Source organism: Clostridium transplantifaecale (genome assembly GCF_900626075.1).
GTDB classification, from domain to species: Bacteria; Bacillota; Clostridia; order Lachnospirales; family Lachnospiraceae; genus Otoolea; species Otoolea transplantifaecalis.
The window spans coordinates 244,243-261,781 of record NZ_UYZY01000004.1; the positions used below are offsets into that span (position 1 = coordinate 244,243).

A 17,539-nucleotide genomic window follows, 5' to 3' on the forward strand; every position below is an offset into this window, starting at 1 on the left:
AAAATCCGTATCATAACGGCGTTTTTGTAAATTTAAAATAACTCTTCACCGAGGAGCGGAAAGCTGAACCGTGCGGCAGCGGCCGGACGTGTCCGCCGGTAAAAGAATTATGCTTTTATGATACCACACAAACGTCTTTTTGGGGTGGCAGATTTTACGGATTGCTAAAATAAAATTAAAGATGGATGTGGAAATCATATTGATTTTTGGCGTACTGGAAATTTTTAACAAATTTTTGTTGTTAACTTGGCTTGTTTTTCTTTGTTTGATTTATGAATATGCCTATATTAGAATGAAATTAAGAAAAAAACATAGCTATGGAAATCGATTAAAATACAGGAGGAATTGTAAATGTCTGTGGGAAAAAGAATTTATTTAAAGAGAGAAATGCCGGATCCGGAAATTATGGAAGAGTTTAAAAATATTCCGGCATCGAATACAGCGGATGTGATGGGCCGCAACTGTGCCATGAATCCCAGAATCAAGCTCGTGAGCAGTCCCAAAAACCAGATGATGGTGGGACCGGCTTATACGATAAAAGGCAGAGCCGGCGATAATCTGGCGCTTCACGCGGCGCTGAACTTCTGCGAAGAGGGAGATGTGCTGGTTGTTTCCAATGAAGAGGATAATACCAGAGCCCTGATGGGAGAGGTAATGATGGCTTATTTAAAATATACGAAAAAAATTGCCGGAATTATTCTGGACGGCCCTATCCGCGACATCGATGAAATCGGAAACTGGGATTTCCCGGTTTACTGCACCGGAACGACACCGGGAGGCCCATATAAGGAGGGACCGGGCGAAATCAACGTTCCAATTTCCTGTGGCGGCATCAGCGTGAATCCGGGAGACATTATTCTGGCGGATCCGGATGGAGTGATTTGTATTCCGAGAAAGGACGCGGCAGTGGTTCTGGAGGATGCAAAGAAATTTCAGGCCGCCGATGAGAAAAAACTGGAAGCGGCAAAGAACGGAACGGCGAACCGCGGCTGGGTTGAGAAGTCCCTGGAAGAAAAAGGATTTGAAATTATCGATGATGTATACAGGCCATAATGTAACGGAAGAATAAGAAATACCGTGAAGAAACGGTAACAGCCAGGGTGCTGCGGCAATGCAGCCCTGTAGTAAAAAAACCGATAATAAGCAGAGGGAGAGGGAAAAATGAAAAAAACAATAAAGGCCGTCATGGCGGTTTTAATGACATCCGTAATAGCGATGACAGGCTGCGGCAGCGCGGCACAGACTGATGTAAATACAGAGAAAAAGGCAGATGGGGCAAATGCCGCTGCAGACGGTTCGGACCTTGACTGGCCGAAAGAGACCATCACGATTACGGTTCCCTACAGCGCCGGCGGTGACACGGATACTTACTGCCGTCAGATGTCAAATATGATGTCGAAGAAGCTGGGAGTCAATGTGGTAGTAGTAAATACAACCGGAGGAGCCGGCGTTGTGGCTGCTTCATCCGTAATGTCGGCAAAAAACGACGGATATAATCTGCTATTCCATCACACCGGTGTTATGCTGACGCAGGAAGCAGCCGGATCAAACCAGTTTTCTTTCCTGGATGATTTCGAGGTGGTTGGCTCCATTGCCCGTGATGATACATATGCCCTGATAGCCAAGGCCGGAAGCCAGTGGACCACACTCGAGGATATGATTGCCTGGGCAAAGGCAAATCCGGGAAAACTGAAATACTCCATCACCTTTAACGGGGCGACTCATGCAGTGGCGGAACAGATGGAAAGAACCATGGGAATTGAGATGGATAAGATCGACGTAGGTTCCAGTACCGCAGACCGCTTAACGGCCTTTATGGCAAACCAGTGTGACATTCTTGTTGTAAACTATATGAATATTGCCGATTATATTGAAAACGGAGATTTTGTGGTTCTCGGCGTCTGCTCGGAGGAGAGGCTGAAAGGACTTGAGGACTTCCCGACCTTAAAGGAACAGGGATATGATGTGGTTCAGCCTAAGGTTTATGAAGTAAGGGCGCCCAAGGGAACGGATCCGGCGATTGTAGGCAAGCTTTCCGAATGTATGAAGGAAATTGCAGAGGCGCCTGAATTCCAGGAAATCCTCACCAAATACTATGCGGAAGCATTTTACCGGAACGGCGAGGATACAATTGCCGAAGATCGGGCTGAGGTAGAGGCAATGAAGGAATTATTTGCACAATAACAGAAAGAGGAGTTCTTATGACAGGCAAAAAGAAGAATATTTTAGTTTCCATCGGATTTATTTTATTCGGCATTGTTCTCCTTACTCAGTCTGTGAGTATTAAACCGATGATGAAGAACGACCTGGGTTCAGGATTCTTTCCGACGATTATCGGAGCGGCCATTATCGTGGTGGCGCTTATTTTACTGGTCTTCTCCCTCAGAGAAAAGGAGACCGGGACAACGGCGTCCGACAGCGATATGGCGGGAGGGTGGCTCAGCATCCTCCTGCTCCTGGCTTATGTCGCAGCCTTTAACTGGATTGGGTTTATTATATCTACAATGATATATCTGTTTTTCCAGATTCTGGTGCTTGCTCCCAGGGAGAAGAGGAGCTGGCCTGTTACGGTCATTCTTTCCGTAGTTGCGCCACTGTTTATTTACGGAATGTTTGTGTATGTTATCAATAGTCCCCTGCCGAAAGGCATCTTTGGATTTTAGGAGGTAATTCTATGGTTTCACAGGCAATACATATGGTTTTATTGAATCCAATCTGCCTGCTGCTTATTCTAATCGGCGTCGTGATCGGTATTATCTTTGGCTCGATTCCCGGTTTGTCGGCATCTATGGCATTGATACTTTTTCTGCCGATGTCCTTCGGAATGGAGCCGATGAACGGCATCGCACTGCTGGTGGGGCTCTACCTGGGCGGCATTTCCGGCGGACTTATCTCGGCGATTCTTTTAAGGATTCCGGGAACGGCATCCTCTATTGCAACCGTGTTTGACGGTGGGCCGATGGCGGCTAACGGAGAGGCCGGAAAAGCATTAGGCGTCGGTATTTTGACTTCCTTCGTAGGGGGGCTTATCAGTATTTTCGCACTGATGTTTATTTCACCATATCTGGCAAAGGTTACACTGGCCTTTACATCTGCCGAGTATTTTGCCATTGCGGTATTTGCCCTGACTATTATTTCCAGCTTGTCCGGCAATAACCTGATTCTGGGAATTCTGGCCGGTTTGTTCGGAATCGCCCTGTCGCTGGTGGGAATCGCGCCTGTCGACGGAGCTATCCGGTTCACATTCGGACAAACCAATCTTTACGGCGGATTTGAGACGGTTGTTATCCTCATTGGACTCTACGCCGTGACGGACATTATTAAAACGGGTTTTGAGCGCCGTTCCATTATCAACGAAACGGCAAAGAACCAGTACGCCTTAAAAGGTTATGGAATTTCCGTGAAAGAATATGCGGGACAGTGGGTCAATATTATCCGTTCTGCCCTCATCGGTCTTGGAATCGGCATTCTTCCGGGAATCGGCGGTTCCACATCCAGCCTTCTGTCTTATTCCGCGGCAAAGAGCAGTTCAAAATATCCGGAGAAATTCGGAACGGGAATTATAGACGGCGTTATTGCATCGGAGACATCGAACAACGCCGTAATCGGAGGTTCCCTGATTCCCCTGATTACGATGGGAATTCCGGGGAATGTGGCAACGGCAATTTTCCTGGGAGGTCTGACTATCCATGGAATTTCTCCGGGCCCCCTGATTTTCCAGAAGAGCGGAGAATATGTGTATGGTATTTTTATTGCGCTGCTGGTAGCCAATGTATTCATGCTCATATGTGAGCGCGCCGGTCTTCCGGTGTTTGTCAAACTTCTTGACATTCCTAAATACTACCTGCTTCCGGTGGTAATGGTCTGCTGTGTGGTCGGTGCATACTGCGCCAATTACAGTGTTTTTGATGTGTGGTGCGTAGCTGCGTTCGGTCTGGTAGGTCTCCTGTTCAAGGTGCTCCGGGTGCCGTCCACGCCGATGATTATCGGATTCATCCTGGGTTCCATGACAGAGGAAAACCTGCGCCAGGCGCTGATGCAGACGGGCGGAAGCTGGTCCATATTCGTGACAAGGCCCATATCGCTCATCTTCCTGCTGATTGCTCTTGTATCGGTTGTGATGACCATCCGAAGCAAGGTGAAGGAAACAAAGACGGCATAAGAGCCGGAATCATGTGAAAGAGACGCGGCAGCGGTATCAGAGAAGCGAAACAGCTGCAATGTAAACAAAAGTAATAGAAAAAAGATATAACAAAAAAGGATTAGAAAGAGCCGGGTATGGCTGTACATACAGATACCCGGTTCTTTCTTTATTTATATAGATTGATATAGTAAGATGCTGTTGAATAAACGGCTGATTTCCGCTGTCTATCTCTGCAGCAGTTCTTCCGGATTGCGGCGTATCATGAGATCCAGTTCCTCCGGTGTGATCCCGTGCTCTAAAAGTCCATTTGCGTATAATTCCATACCTTCGTCGGAGAAGGGGGACTCTGTCTGTCCGAAATCCGTGGTCAGGTAGATGCGGGAAGCGCCGACACCACGGATTTGTGCGGTTAAATCTTCCCAGGAGGTGCGGTTATAGTAGGTGGTGAAATAAGAGTGTTCAATAACGGCTCCCAGCGAGACGCATTCCCTCTGCTCTTCCATGGAATAACGGTTGGCCGGGTTGTCCGCATGGGTAATTACCATTCTTTTTATTCCGCAGCGGCCTGCCTCGCGCAGCAGTATCATTCCTTCCATGGGACCTAAATGACCGGTACAGAGAATCATGTCATACTGTCTTACGGATTCAAAAATCTCGTATACCTGCGGCAGCAGCCGTCCGCCCCCGTCCAGGACAGAGAGGTAAGGGGAAAGGTCACAGCCGGCATCATGTCCGCAGCGGAAAGACTGGTAGCAGCGGGCGTCCAGCGTGGGAAACCATAAAAAGCGTCCTCCGGCTTGTCCGCAGCGCTCTGCCGCATCAGGATTCAGCCCTCCTGCCTGCCGGTTCAGCACGAGACCGCCCACGACGGTTAATTCCGGAAACAGCTCCCTCAAAACAGCGGCGCGTCCGGTGGTGTCCGCGTAGTGGCATTTAATCAGGCCGCCTTTCATCCCTGCCGCTTTCCAGCGTTTCGCAGCCGTCAAGTCGCTGCATTTGCGTTCGCTTACATCCGGTGCGGTGTGAAAGTGAAGGTCATAGGCTCCATTTAAAAGATTGTTCATCATAATTCCTCCCGGGCACCCGGCCCATGAAAAGAGCGCCGCAAAGGGAAAATTTTCTTCCCCTTTACAGCGCTGTGACAGGTAAGTTTCAAAATCAGTAAGGCATGAAAAGCGGAATCAGCGCGACGACGGAAAGATAGGTCAGAAGCACGGTGGGGATTCCTACTTTCATAAATGTAAGGAACTTGTATTTCGTCCATCCGACGGTCATCATATTCTGCGGGGCGGCAAATGGAGTGGCGTAGGAGGCCGCTCCGGCCAGCGTGATAATCATGGCAATGGGATAGGGGCTGACGCCAAGGCTCTCCGCAATGGCAATTCCAATGGGAAGGAAAATGGTAATGGTCGGGATATTGGACATTACCTGGGTAAGGAAGGAGGCGGCGAAGAAAATGACCGTGCTGATCATAAAGGGAGAGGGATTTTCGCCCAGTATCTCAAGAATCATGTTCGCAACGGCATCACCCAGGCCGCAGTTCTTAACTCCGGTGGAGATGGCGGTCAGCGCACCCACCAGAATCAGGCAGTTCCAGTCGATCGCTTTTATGGCGTCCTGAACGGACATACAGCCGGTTCCCACAATAATCATCGCTCCGATGACGGCTGCGATGTGCATCGGGACAACCTTTGAGCCGGATGCAATCACAATGAGAACGGCCGCCATGGTAACGCTGCAGATGGCTGCTTTTTTCCTGTCAAAATCCTTCTTCTCGGCTTTGGCGAATTCCGGTATGTATCCGGTGTCCGGAATCATCCTGGCGCCGATAAAGACGAAGTAAAGGATGCCCAGAATGGAGAGGCCGATGCCGAAGGGGGTGATGGCAAAAAAGCCGAATGGTTCAATCCCCAGTTCCGCCATGACACCGGCAGCTGTTGCGTTGGAGCCGACGCCCACCAGTGTAAGGAAACCTCCGAACTGCGCTCCGAACAGCAGGGACAGAAGCGCCTTGCTGGGGCCGAAGCCGGCGGAAATACACATGGCTGTTACCAGAGGGGCAAGAGCGACCATTACGCCTATATTGCTGCAGATGGCGCTTAAAAGACAGGACACAACCATGGTTGCAAGGATGATATTCCGTTCGCTTTTTCCGGTCACGGCAACCATCTTTTTACCGATAATGTCGGTCAGTCCGGAGTGGAACAGGGAGGAACCGACCACCATCATCCCGGCCAGCAGTACAATCGTTGTGCTGTTGTAGCCGGAAAAAACGGAACCGATATCAATAATTCCCGTATAGGCATAGAGGAGGGAGGCACCCAGGGCGGTAATAACTATCGGAATGGGTTCCCATATAAAGAGAACGATGGTTGCAGCCAGAATAAGCAGCGCAATTAGTATTTGACTCATTTGTAAAACCTCCGTTTGCTTTGTTTTAAATTAAGTCTAACATGAGGGTTAAAAAAAACAAAACAAAGAAAAATCGGGTTTTTAACAAAGAAAAATTGTTATGACTTTTTACATGGGAAATATCCCACAGGGTATTTTTACCTGTTTTATGTTAAAACAGGCATTAGACATTACGTTATTTTCCGAAGTTCGGAAATTTCCCAAAATACATCCTGTGTGATTTCAATAAAATCATTTGCATAAGGAGGAAGAAACCGCTCCTTGTGGCTGGCCAGGACCAGGCGGTGCTCAAACAGAGTGTTCTTCGACAAAATGGGAAATGCATTTGCCTTTGGAACCTGATCCAGCAGAAGAGGGAGACGCATCTGGGTACAGAAAATACCTCCGTAATTGTAGGGATAAAGAGAGAGAAGCAGCTCCGTTGTGGAGGATTCAAGGAAAATATTGGGCGTGACCTTCTCCTCCGCAAAGCAGGCGTCAATCGTTTTGCGCAGCTTCATGGGAGGCTGCGGCAAAAGAAAGGGCATTTTGGAAAACCATTTCAGCTCAGCGCCTTTTCTGGCCTTCTGTTTCAGTTCCTCCCAGGTGTCAGGATAGTAAGATTTCAGAAGCTCATCGGAACAGACAAGGAGAAGATGATCATTTAAAAGAAACTTTACGTTTAATTTAGGCGCGTCGTAATGCATAATGCCGATAAAAAGATCCAATTCTCCGTTGAACAGCATCTCTTCCATTTTTTCGGAAGTTTCATGGACCAGTTGAATATGAACATGGGGCCATTTCTGGTAAAAGCGGGGGAGAATCTTGGGAAGACAGATCTGGCCGCGGTAGGTGGGGATTCCCACTTTCAGGCTGCCGCCCCGTTTTTCTGAGAGAAGGCTGAGACGGTTTACCAGTTCCGTTTCCTCATTCAGTATTTTGACCGCAGCCCCATAGAGCTGTTCTCCGGCATAAGTTAAGGAAAGTTTAGGTTTGCGGTGGAACAGCTCGACTCCGTAATATTTTTCCAGCCTCTGAATGTGCTGAGTTAAATTCTGCTGGGAAATGTAGAGCTTCTGCGAAGTGTTGGTAACATGAAGCTCCTTTGCCAGTTCTACAAAATAATAAAGGCTGATTAAGTTCATATAAATTCCTCTTATCTTTCCGTAAGTGTGCCATCAGCCGGCGGGAGGAAGGAGCCGGCTGTTATGAAAACCTACCGGGAGGCAGCTTTTACGACGGTCCGGAGCAGCACATCGGCTCCGTCACTAACCTGCCGGTAATCGGTCCATTCCTGTGGACAATGGCTTCTACCGCCCCTGCTTGGGACAAATATCATGGCCAGGGGACATACCCCTTTGAAATTCATGGTGTCGTGTCCGGCTCCCGATAAAAGATGCATGGAGGATAAGCACAACTCATCGGCGGCCTCCTCAATCAGCTTTTTCAAGGTTTCATCCATAAGCGCCGGTTCCGCCTGAAGATTCCTTTTAATGTCGAATGACAAATCAGGGAAGGCTCCGGCGCTTTCCCGCAGACTTTTCTCAAAAGCTTCCATCACGCTGCCTATTGATGTTGCGTAGGGACTTCTGCAGTCTGCGGTAAACCGTACTTCCGACGGAACCACATTGGCGGATTCCGGAACTGATTTGATACAGCCAAAAGTGACGACTGTTCCGTCACCGCATGCCACCGCTCTGTCGGTGGCGGCGGAAATAGCCTTTGCCGCGGCTAACAGAGCATCAGCACGCATCGCCATCGGGGTGCTGCCTGCATGGTCGGCTCTCCCTTTAATCCGGATATCAAAGCCCTCCAGACTGACGATTGCATCTACAATACCGATATCTTTGCCGTTCTGCTCCAATACGGGCCCCTGTTCAATATGCAGTTCGATAAAGGCTGCAATATCGTCGGGACGGATCCTGGCATTTCCTATTTCATCGGGATTCAGGCCGTAGTTTTCCAGTGCCTGGTATAATGAAATTCCATCCACATCTTTAAGAGTTTTCAGTTCGTCGGTGGAAACACCGCTGCATATGGCTCTGCTTCCAAACAGGCCCCCGCCGAACCTTGCGCCTTCTTCCTCCGGCATGGCAATAAAATCAATAGGATGACAGGGAGTAAAGTTGTTTTCCCCAAGCACCCTGGCAACCTCTATCGCGGCGCATACGCCTGCCTGACCGTCAAAATTGCCTCCGTGGAATACAGTATCAAAATGACTGCCCGTCATGATAACGGGCTTATCCATTTTCCCCGGATAGCGCCCGATGAGATTGCCGGCCGCGTCCTCGCGTACCTTAAGACCGGCCGCCTCCATTTCGTTCCTGATATAATCCCGTGCCAGGGCAAATTCCTTCGTATAGGAGAGCCTGGTACAGCCGTCACCGGGGGTCATGTTAAATTCGGCAAGGGACTCCAAATCATGCCGTATCCGTTCCATTTTACATTTCATATTGCATGCTGCCGGTGGAAAGAGTCTTCCAGCGGTTTTTCCTTTCAAATTTATATTTAGCGCTTTCTAAAAGCTGCACACTCTATTCAGCATCCGGTTTCTCTCTGCTCTCTGCGGCGGACACGAAAAAGGGATATGCAGGATTATGGGGGGTACGGATTGCTGCAGCAAATTTCTGCTTAGAATACAGAAAACGATATATGCCAGTAAAAGCCCATCCAGTAAAAATTATATCACATATCCGCTTTGGGAGGGTACATCATGATTCATAATTTCGTAATTAAGTATTTACTTTTTATAGTAGCTTATTTGAATAAAGTTCTGTAGAATAGAAGTAGATCCGGCGGGATCTCCCGCCTGCGCTATAGATTTTTTCAATATGGTGAGAGGTGAGTCCCCCTGATGTACGGCGGATTCGCTCCGGAGGAGAATAAAGCCGGGTTATTCCGTGATTTTTACAATGGGACAGAGACAAGGGAGATGATTTCCTGGACAGCAATGGAACTTTAGCCGGGAACAGAGATAAGGAGGGATTCCTATGAAAAAAATATTATTAGCCGCAGCGCTTTCAGGATGTCTTATGAGTACGGCGTGTGCCGGCCGCGGTGTTTCTGATACGGCGCCGCAGTCCACATCGGGAGCTATAGCGACAGCGCAAACCTCGGGCTCCGGAAAAGAGAATACCGGAAGCAGTAAGGCAATAACGGATACGAGTACGGCAGGGATGGATATGCAGCACGCCGTTACTTCCTATTATGAAGGCCAGAGTTCACGGGCTTATAAGATGCTGCAGAAATCAATTTTTAAGAACCTGTTAGGCGGCTGGACGGAAGAGGGAATCTCAAATCCGGTCTGGAATTATGACAGTTTTACCCGCTATGAGGTTCTGAACCGGGATCTCACCGGGGTTGAGAAAGATGCGGAGCTTTATTACTGCACATTTTCGGCCGACAATGGGAAATGCGGTTACGGCGTATTAGCCTACCATGGGGAAGGCATGTCGAGGGTAAAGGTGGTGGAAACACCATATCTCTATGATCTTAAGGCTAATATGGAAGCAATCTCCGATGCACTTGGAATGACGGAACTGGATCCCGCAACGGTGGAGGCTGCGCGTGTGGAGGTAAATGGAGCGGCCGCGGGAGAATCTGAAGAAGCGATTCGGATCTCCGATGATAAGGGCCATGCCTATCTCTATTATTTTGCAGATTCATCGTTAAAACCGGCGGAGGAAATTCGCACAGGCGCGGCGTCTGAGGTTGAAAAAGCGGCTGAAGGCCAGGAACAGGGGAACAAAAAGCAGAGTTATTATAATGAGTTTGAAAGCAAATCAAAGGGAGATGCATACCTCCTGAAGGGTATTATCCATCAGAATCAGGATAAACGCGGCCTGGTGCGTGTGGAAGCGCCCAAGGGGACGGAGATTTCGGTGAAAGGCAGTATGGTAAGAGAGAGCGGTGAAATCAAGCTTGTTTATAGAGATTCCGATGGAACCGTTACCGTCCTGGCCGAAGGAAAAGGGGACGGAACCGGGGAACACGCCATTGATATGACCGTCAAGGCAAAAGACGGGAAGGGAGACTTCTATTTCGAGGGAGATGCCGCCGTCTATCAGTTTGAACTGTCACTTGGCCTTACTAAGGAGATAAAGTATTATCTCACCGGGAATAACCCGATACAGTAGGAGAGAAAGAGGCTGAAAAAAGCCGGTTCGACGAAGAAACGGGTAAACCGAATGTTCAATGAAGGGGGGCCGCTGATTGAAAATGCCCGGGATAATTGACCCGCTCATGTTCGCCCCATGCGGAATGAACTGTATGGTCTGTTATAAGCACTGTTATCACAGAAAACCCTGTGCGGGCTGTCTGAACAGTGACCAAGGAAAGCCGGAGCACTGCCGGAAATGTAAAATAAAGGACTGCATCGGGGAACGCGGACATTCCTATTGTTTCGAATGTTCGGATTATCCCTGTAAACAGATTAAGACCCTGGAAAAGAGCTACAACACCCGTTACGGTGCGAGCCTTATGGGTAACAGCGCCGCTGTCAGACAGGATGGTCTGGAAAAATTTATGGAGCGGCAGAGAGAGGAATATACCTGTCCTTCCTGCGGCGGGATTTTCTCCATTCATGACAGGGAATGCAGTGAGTGCCGGAGAAAACAGGAACTAGAGTGAGAAATATTTAATTTAAAGGAGACAAAATTTGAGTTATATAGGAAATATTAATCAGATACCGGACGGATTTACTATGAGCGACGGCGTGGGACTGGTCACGAAAGAGCTTGGTAAAAGTGCGGGAAGTGAAAAGATATATGTGAATCTGGACAGTGTGCCTGTGGGGGCGTACAGCACAAAATATCACAGCCACACGCAGCAGGAGGAGTTCTTTTACGTTCTGTCGGGAGAAGGGACACTCCGGTTTAACGATACCGAACAGAAAGTGACGGCAGGGGATTTTATTGCAAAACCGTCGGGAAAAGATATTTCCCATACATACTATAATTCGGGTTCGGAACCGCTGCTTATACTTGACATTGGGACTGTTGAAAAGGAAGATACGTGTTACTACCCCGATGACGATGTCTATCTGTATAAATCAAACGGAAAGAGCCATACATTCAGGGGAACTGTGTTTCTGGAAGACTGGACATCGGAGCCGAATCTGTAATTGAGCGGGGAGGAGACGGGAGAGAGGAGACTGGAAGTGATGGCATCGGAAGAGATGACACCGGGAGAGATGACGCTGGAATACAGAAAAGCCGTGAAAGAAGATGCATCACAGATAATCGGCCTGGTACAGGAGACAATTAAAACAGTCTATCCAAAGTATTACCCGAAAGAGGTGGTGGGATTTTTCTGCGAGCTCCATTCCCAGGAGGCGGTCGGCGGAGATATAAATGACGGAAATACCTGGATTCTTTACGAAGGCCAGCGTCCGGCAGGAACGGGAAGCCTCCGGGGAGACCACATTACAAGAGTTTATGTCCATCCCGATTTTCAGGGAAAAGGATACGGCAGCTTTATCGTAAGAAAGCTGGAGGAAGAGATCTTTTCAAAGCATGACAGGGTATTTCTGGACGCCTCCCTCCCGGCCTGCCGGTTATATGAGGCGCTTGGATATAAAACTTTGAGGCACGATAAATGGCTGGTTGAGAACGGTGTGGTGCTGGTTTATGAGATAATGGAAAAAGGAAAGCATGAATCGGGAGCGCTGGTGAGAACCTGGGATTACCGGGACAGAGACGGTGAGTTAACGGAGAGACTGTTTCAAATATGGAAAAAGTCGGTGAACGAGACCCATCTGTTTCTGTCGGAACAGGAGATAGGGAAGATAGCCGGATACGTGCCGGAAGCGCTCAAAACGGTGCCTTACCTGATGACCGTAACGGATGAGAACGGCTCGCCGGCCGGGTTTATGGGAATCTCGGAAAGAAAGCTGGAAATGCTCTTCTTACTGCCCGAGGCGAGGGGAAAGGGACTGGGACACCGCCTGATCCGGTACGCTGTTGAGAAATATGCCGTGAATGAGGTGTGCGTCAATGAACAGAACCCACAGGCCAGGGGATTTTATGAGCATGAGGGATTCAAAGTATACAGAAGGATGGAACACGACGAGCAGGGGGATCCGTATCCGCTTTTATATATGAAGCTTCAGGAACCGTGAAAAGGTTTTAAATATTTATAAAACAATCGGGGAAGGGGATTAGCAAAATGAAACAGGAAGAATATGCAGAGAATGAAGCGTACTGGAACAAGAGGTCGGAGATATTTGACACGCAGATTTTAAAAACATATGAGGATGCATACAGAAAGACCATTGACAACACCAAAAAATACCTGAAAGAGACGGACAAAGCACTGGATATCGGCTGCGGCACCGGTGTGACGACGATCGAGCTGGCCGGCAGTGTGGCGGAAATGACGGCTGTGGATACGGCGCCGGAGATGCTCCGCCAGGCGGTGGAAAAGACAGAAAAAGCGGACGTTCATAATATTAAATATATTCAGGGCGACATGTTTATGGACGAACTGGAACCGGGGACCTTTGACACGGTAATGATTTTTAACGTGCTTTTATATATGCCGGATCAAGATGCAGCGATGAAACGCCTCAAAGAACTGGTGAAACCGGGCGGCTATCTGGCGGTGGCGGCCGATTGCCTGAAGAACAGTTTTACAAAGGAGGCAATTCGGAAATGGTACCGCAGCCACACCGGTAAGATGCCGTTTGTAGAATTCTACTCACCGGAGAGCCTGGAGAAGATGATTGAGGCGTACGGGTTTGAGATAGTGGAGAGGGAAAAATTATTTCTGCATCCTGTGAACTACTTTTTAGTGGCGAGACGGTGTGAAGAGTAACGGGAAGGCAGTGAAAGGCAGAATCATGCGCAATTATTTTATGAAGACGGAACGAATCGGATTTTCACATTGGAAACCTGATGACAGGGAGCTGGCGGCGCTTCTCTGGGGAGATCCGGATGTAACCCGCTATCTCTGTGCAGACGGAAGATTTACGGAGGAAGAGATAGAACAACGGCTGGAGACGGAAATCAGCAATTACGAAAAGTATAAGATACAGTATTTCCCTATGTTTGAGCTATGCAGCGGAAAACTGATAGGATGCTGCGGACTGCGCCCCTTTGAAGACGAAACAGAGATTTTCGAAACGGGATTTCATCTGCGGAAAGAATTCTGGGGCAAAGGATTAGGCGAGGAAGCCTCCCGCGCGGTTACGGCCTATATGCCTACGGTTATAAAGGTAACAGAGCTGAGGGCGGGCCACCATCCGGAAAATACGGCATCAGCGAAACTTTTAAAGAAGCTGGGATTTGAGCATATCGGAGATGGTTTTTATCCTCCGACCGGGCTGCGCCACCCCTGGTACAGGAAAAACATAGAACAGTAGAGACACCCACAAAAGAGGCAGTTCACAGCAATGTTTTAAACTTTGAAAGTGCAACAAAATCAAAGCAAAACCACGGCTGTGACTGTCTTTTTCGATCTAATATAAAAAAATGAAAATGAATATTTTCCCTCCATATTGTCAATAATCCATTCAGATTTCATGTTCTGTGGCTAAATACCGGAAAAAACATGATAAATACGCCGAAAAAGCCGGATATTTTTACATTTTATGCCTTGACACAAATTGACAAACTGATTATAATAAGTAAGCGTGTAAAAATGCGATGTATTTTTGCATGTAAAAATATAAGCTTTTAAAGCAACCACAGACAATATCACAGGAGGTGAAAAGGATGCCAACATTCAACCAGTTAGTAAGAAAAGGAAGACAGACATCTGAGAAGAAATCTACAGCACCGGCTCTGCAGAAGGGATACAACTCTTTACAGAAGAGAGCTACCAATATCTCTGCACCGCAGAAGAGAGGTGTGTGTACAGCCGTTAAGACTGCTACACCTAAGAAACCTAACTCAGCTCTGAGAAAGATCGCCAGAGTACGTCTTTCCAACGGAATCGAAGTAACAAGTTACATCCCAGGTGAGGGACATAACTTACAGGAGCATAGCGTTGTTCTGATCCGTGGCGGTCGTGTTAAAGACTTACCAGGTACAAGATACCATATCATCAGAGGTACTCTTGATACAGCAGGCGTTGCTAACAGAAAACAGGCCCGTTCCAAATACGGCGCTAAGAGACCGAAAGACAAAAAGTAATTAAACGTTAATTTAGGTAAAATTCGTTAGAATTTAGTGCCGGACTTTGATATTGACCCTGTAGGTTGCAGGTAATCATAGATTCGAGCGCGAACGCACATTGTATGCGAGTACCTAAGATCTAATGAAACGCTTCGGCCCATTTCCGGAGCTGGAGCAGATATTAAGGAGGGAAGTAACGTGCCACGTAAAGGACATACTCAGAAAAGAGACGTATTAGCAGATCCGCTTTACAATAACAAGGTTGTTACCAAGTTAATCAACAACATCATGTTAGATGGTAAAAAGGGTGTTGCCCAGAAGATCGTATACGGCGCATTTGACCGTGTAGCAGCTGAGACAGGTAAAGAGGCTGTAGAAGTATTCGAAGAGGCTATGAACAACATCATGCCTGTACTGGAAGTTAAGGCAAAACGTATCGGCGGCGCCACATATCAGGTTCCGATCGAGGTTAAGCCGGAGAGAAGACAGGCTCTTGCACTTCGCTGGATCACTCTCTACTCCCGTAAGAGAGGCGAGAAGACTCAGGAAGAAAGACTTGCAAAAGAGATTCTGGATGCTTCCAACAACACAGGCGCATCTGTAAAGAAGAAAGAAGACATGCATAAGATGGCAGAGGCTAATAAGGCATTTGCACATTACAGATTCTAATAGGAGGAAAAAGCTTTGGCTGAAAGAGAATATCCATTAGAGAGAACCAGAAACATTGGTATTATGGCTCATATTGATGCCGGTAAGACCACTACTACGGAGCGTATCCTGTATTACACCGGTGTAAACTATAAAATCGGTGATACACATGAAGGTACGGCTACCATGGACTGGATGGCTCAGGAGCAGGAGAGAGGTATCACCATCACCTCTGCAGCTACCACATGTCATTGGACTCTGCAGGAATACTGCAAAGAAAAGCCAGGCGCTCTGGAACACCGTATCAACATTATCGACACTCCAGGACACGTTGACTTCACAGTTGAGGTTGAGCGTTCCCTGCGTGTACTTGATGGCGCTGTAGGTGTATTCTGTGCAAAGGGCGGTGTAGAACCACAGTCCGAGAACGTATGGCGTCAGGCCGACACCTATAATGTACCTCGTATGGCATTCATCAACAAGATGGATATCCTGGGTGCAGACTTCTATGGAACTGTAGAGCAGATTAAGAACAGACTTGGTAAGAATGCCATCTGTCTGCAGCTCCCAATCGGTAAGGAAGACGAGTTTAAGGGAATTATCGACCTGTTCGAGATGAAAGCATACATCTACAACGACGACAAGGGCGAGGATATCTCCGTAACAGACGTTCCGGACGATATGAAAGACGACGCTGAACTGTACCGTACAGAGCTGGTTGAGAAAATCTGCGAGCTGGATGACGAATTAATGATGCAGTACCTCGAGGGTGAAGAGCCTTCTACAGAGGAACTGAAGAAAGCATTAAGAAAGGCAACATGTGAGTGCCTCGCTATCCCGGTTTGCTGTGGTACAGCTTACAGAAACAAGGGCGTTCAGAAATTACTGGATGCAGTTATCGAATTCATGCCTTCACCGGTAGACGTTCCTTCTATTAAAGGAACTGACCTGGACGGCAACGAAGTGGAGAGAAAATCTTCCGATGCTGACCCATTCTCCGCACTTGTATTCAAAATTATGACAGACCCGTTCGTTGGTAAACTGGCTTATTTCCGTGTTTACTCAGGTACTATGAACTCCGGTTCTTATGTACTGAACGCAACAAAGGGCAAAAAAGAGCGTGTAGGACGTATCCTTCAGATGCATGCGAACAAACGTCAGGAGTTAGATAAAGTTTTCTCCGGCGATATCGCAGCAGCAATCGGATTCAAGTTCTCCACAACAGGTGATACAATCTGTGATGAACAGCACCCTGTAATCCTGGAATCCATGGTATTCCCGGAGCCGGTTATCGATATCGCTATCGAGCCTAAGACAAAAGCAGGACAGGATAAGATGGGCGAGGCTCTTGCAAAACTTGCAGAAGAGGATCCTACTTTCCGTGCTTATACAGATAAAGAGACAGGACAGACGATTATTGCAGGTATGGGCGAGCTCCATCTTGAAATCATCGTTGACCGTCTTCTCCGCGAGTTCCACGTTGAAGCCAATGTAGGCGCTCCTCAGGTAGCATACAAGGAGACATTTACAAAGGCAGTAGACGTAGACAGCAAATATGCAAAACAGTCCGGTGGACGTGGTCAGTACGGACACTGTAAGGTACGTTTTGAGCCGATGGACGCTAACGCTGAAGAAGTGTTCAAATTCGAATCTGCCGTTGTCGGCGGTGCTATTCCGAAGGAATATATCCCGGCTGTAGGCGAAGGTATCGAAGAGGCTTCCAAAGCAGGTATCCTTGGCGGATTCCCGGTACTGGGCGTTAAAGCTACCGTATATGACGGTTCTTATCATGAGGTCGATTCCTCCGAGATGGCATTCCATATTGCCGGTTCCATGGCATTTAAAGATGCTATGCACAAAGCAGGAGCTATCTTACTTGAGCCGGTTATGAAGGTAGAAGTAACAATGCCTGAAGAGTATATGGGTGATGTTATCGGTGATATCAACTCCCGTCGTGGCCGTATCGAAGGTATGGAAGATATCGGCGGCGGAAAGCTTGTAAGAGCTTACGTTCCGTTATCCGAGATGTTCGGTTACTCCACAGACTTACGTTCCAAGACACAGGGACGTGGTAACTACTCCATGTTCTTCGAGAAATACGAGCAGGTACCGAAGAGCGTTCAGGAGAAAGTTCTGGCTGCAAAGGCAGACAAATAAAGAGAAAAACAAATCGTTGTAAACTTTCCAGGCAGTGAAGAAACTGCCCGGAAAGTAAATAATAGGCTTGAAAAACATGCTCTGA

At 47.9% G+C, this 17,539-nt stretch carries 17 protein-coding genes; 13 read left to right on the plus strand and 4 right to left on the minus strand.

All coding sequences use genetic code 11. From position 1 onward, the window contains the following. Window positions 1-351: 351 nt before the first annotated feature. The 4 genes from EJL91_RS16115 (at window position 352) to EJL91_RS16130 (ending at window position 4,162) form a co-directional block, all read left to right on the plus strand. On the plus strand, window positions 352-1,053 hold the full coding sequence (locus tag EJL91_RS16115) for an RraA family protein (RefSeq protein WP_125142993.1): 702 nt from the start codon (window positions 352-354) through the stop codon (window positions 1,051-1,053). Window positions 1,054-1,161: 108 nt separating this feature from the next. Then, the gene (locus EJL91_RS16120; protein ID WP_125142994.1) at window positions 1,162-2,184 is read left to right on the plus strand and encodes a tripartite tricarboxylate transporter substrate binding protein; all 1,023 of its coding nucleotides are present in this window, start codon (window positions 1,162-1,164) and stop codon (window positions 2,182-2,184) included. Window positions 2,185-2,201: 17 nt separating this feature from the next. After that, the gene (locus tag EJL91_RS16125) at window positions 2,202-2,663 is read left to right on the plus strand and encodes a tripartite tricarboxylate transporter TctB family protein (protein WP_125142995.1); all 462 of its coding nucleotides are present in this window, start codon (window positions 2,202-2,204) and stop codon (window positions 2,661-2,663) included. An 11-nt stretch (window positions 2,664-2,674) separates the two neighbouring features. Then, the gene (locus tag EJL91_RS16130) at window positions 2,675-4,162 is read left to right on the plus strand and encodes a tripartite tricarboxylate transporter permease (RefSeq protein WP_125142996.1); all 1,488 of its coding nucleotides are present in this window, start codon (window positions 2,675-2,677) and stop codon (window positions 4,160-4,162) included. Window positions 4,163-4,368: 206 nt separating this feature from the next. Here the strand turns inward: EJL91_RS16130 and EJL91_RS16135 are convergent, their stop codons facing one another. The 4 genes from EJL91_RS16135 to EJL91_RS16150 form a co-directional block, all read right to left on the minus strand. Continuing rightward, entirely contained in the window at window positions 4,369-5,211 is an 843-nt protein-coding gene (locus EJL91_RS16135; protein ID WP_243125402.1) for a DUF6282 family protein, read from the minus strand. A 91-nt stretch (window positions 5,212-5,302) separates the two neighbouring features. After that, a complete protein-coding gene (locus EJL91_RS16140) occupies window positions 5,303-6,556 on the minus strand; it encodes an SLC13 family permease (protein ID WP_125142997.1) in 1,254 nt (417 codons plus the stop codon). Window positions 6,557-6,726: 170 nt separating this feature from the next. Next, complete coding sequence (locus tag EJL91_RS16145) at window positions 6,727-7,680, minus strand: LysR family transcriptional regulator (RefSeq protein ID WP_125142998.1); 954 nt, start codon at window positions 7,678-7,680, stop codon at window positions 6,727-6,729. A gap of 71 nt (window positions 7,681-7,751) precedes the next feature. After that, window positions 7,752-8,987: a Zn-dependent hydrolase gene (locus EJL91_RS16150; protein WP_125142999.1), complete on the minus strand. Its 1,236-nt coding sequence runs from the start codon at window positions 8,985-8,987 to the stop codon at window positions 7,752-7,754. Between the two features lie 538 nt (window positions 8,988-9,525). Between EJL91_RS16150 and EJL91_RS16155 the strand changes: the two genes are divergently transcribed. The 9 genes from EJL91_RS16155 to fusA all read left to right on the plus strand — a co-directional run bounded on the left by EJL91_RS16155 (window position 9,526) and on the right by fusA (window position 17,454). Further along, entirely contained in the window at window positions 9,526-10,671 is a 1,146-nt protein-coding gene (locus EJL91_RS16155; RefSeq protein ID WP_125143000.1) for a hypothetical protein, read from the plus strand. Window positions 10,672-10,753: 82 nt separating this feature from the next. After that, a complete protein-coding gene (locus EJL91_RS16160) occupies window positions 10,754-11,164 on the plus strand; it encodes a DUF3795 domain-containing protein (protein WP_341467023.1) in 411 nt (136 codons plus the stop codon). A gap of 28 nt (window positions 11,165-11,192) precedes the next feature. Continuing rightward, the gene (locus EJL91_RS16165; RefSeq protein WP_125143002.1) at window positions 11,193-11,657 is read left to right on the plus strand and encodes a cupin domain-containing protein; all 465 of its coding nucleotides are present in this window, start codon (window positions 11,193-11,195) and stop codon (window positions 11,655-11,657) included. A 39-nt stretch (window positions 11,658-11,696) separates the two neighbouring features. Then, entirely contained in the window at window positions 11,697-12,653 is a 957-nt protein-coding gene (locus EJL91_RS25280; protein WP_341467020.1) for a GNAT family N-acetyltransferase, read from the plus strand. A gap of 47 nt (window positions 12,654-12,700) precedes the next feature. Continuing rightward, window positions 12,701-13,348, plus strand: a complete 648-nt coding sequence (locus EJL91_RS16175) for a class I SAM-dependent methyltransferase (RefSeq protein WP_125143003.1) — start codon at window positions 12,701-12,703, stop codon at window positions 13,346-13,348. Beyond that, on the plus strand, window positions 13,338-13,895 hold the full coding sequence (locus tag EJL91_RS16180; RefSeq protein ID WP_243125404.1) for a GNAT family N-acetyltransferase: 558 nt from the start codon (window positions 13,338-13,340) through the stop codon (window positions 13,893-13,895). The genes EJL91_RS16175 and EJL91_RS16180 overlap by 11 nt, the downstream gene beginning before the upstream one ends. Window positions 13,896-14,247: 352 nt before the next feature. Then, complete coding sequence (gene rpsL, locus EJL91_RS16185; protein ID WP_125143004.1) at window positions 14,248-14,667, plus strand: 30S ribosomal protein S12; 420 nt, start codon at window positions 14,248-14,250, stop codon at window positions 14,665-14,667. Window positions 14,668-14,847: 180 nt separating this feature from the next. Then, window positions 14,848-15,318, plus strand: a complete 471-nt coding sequence (rpsG, locus tag EJL91_RS16190) for a 30S ribosomal protein S7 (RefSeq protein ID WP_206429510.1) — start codon at window positions 14,848-14,850, stop codon at window positions 15,316-15,318. Window positions 15,319-15,333: 15 nt separating this feature from the next. After that, on the plus strand, window positions 15,334-17,454 hold the full coding sequence (fusA, locus tag EJL91_RS16195) for an elongation factor G (RefSeq protein WP_125143006.1): 2,121 nt from the start codon (window positions 15,334-15,336) through the stop codon (window positions 17,452-17,454). Window positions 17,455-17,539: the final 85 nt, after the last annotated feature.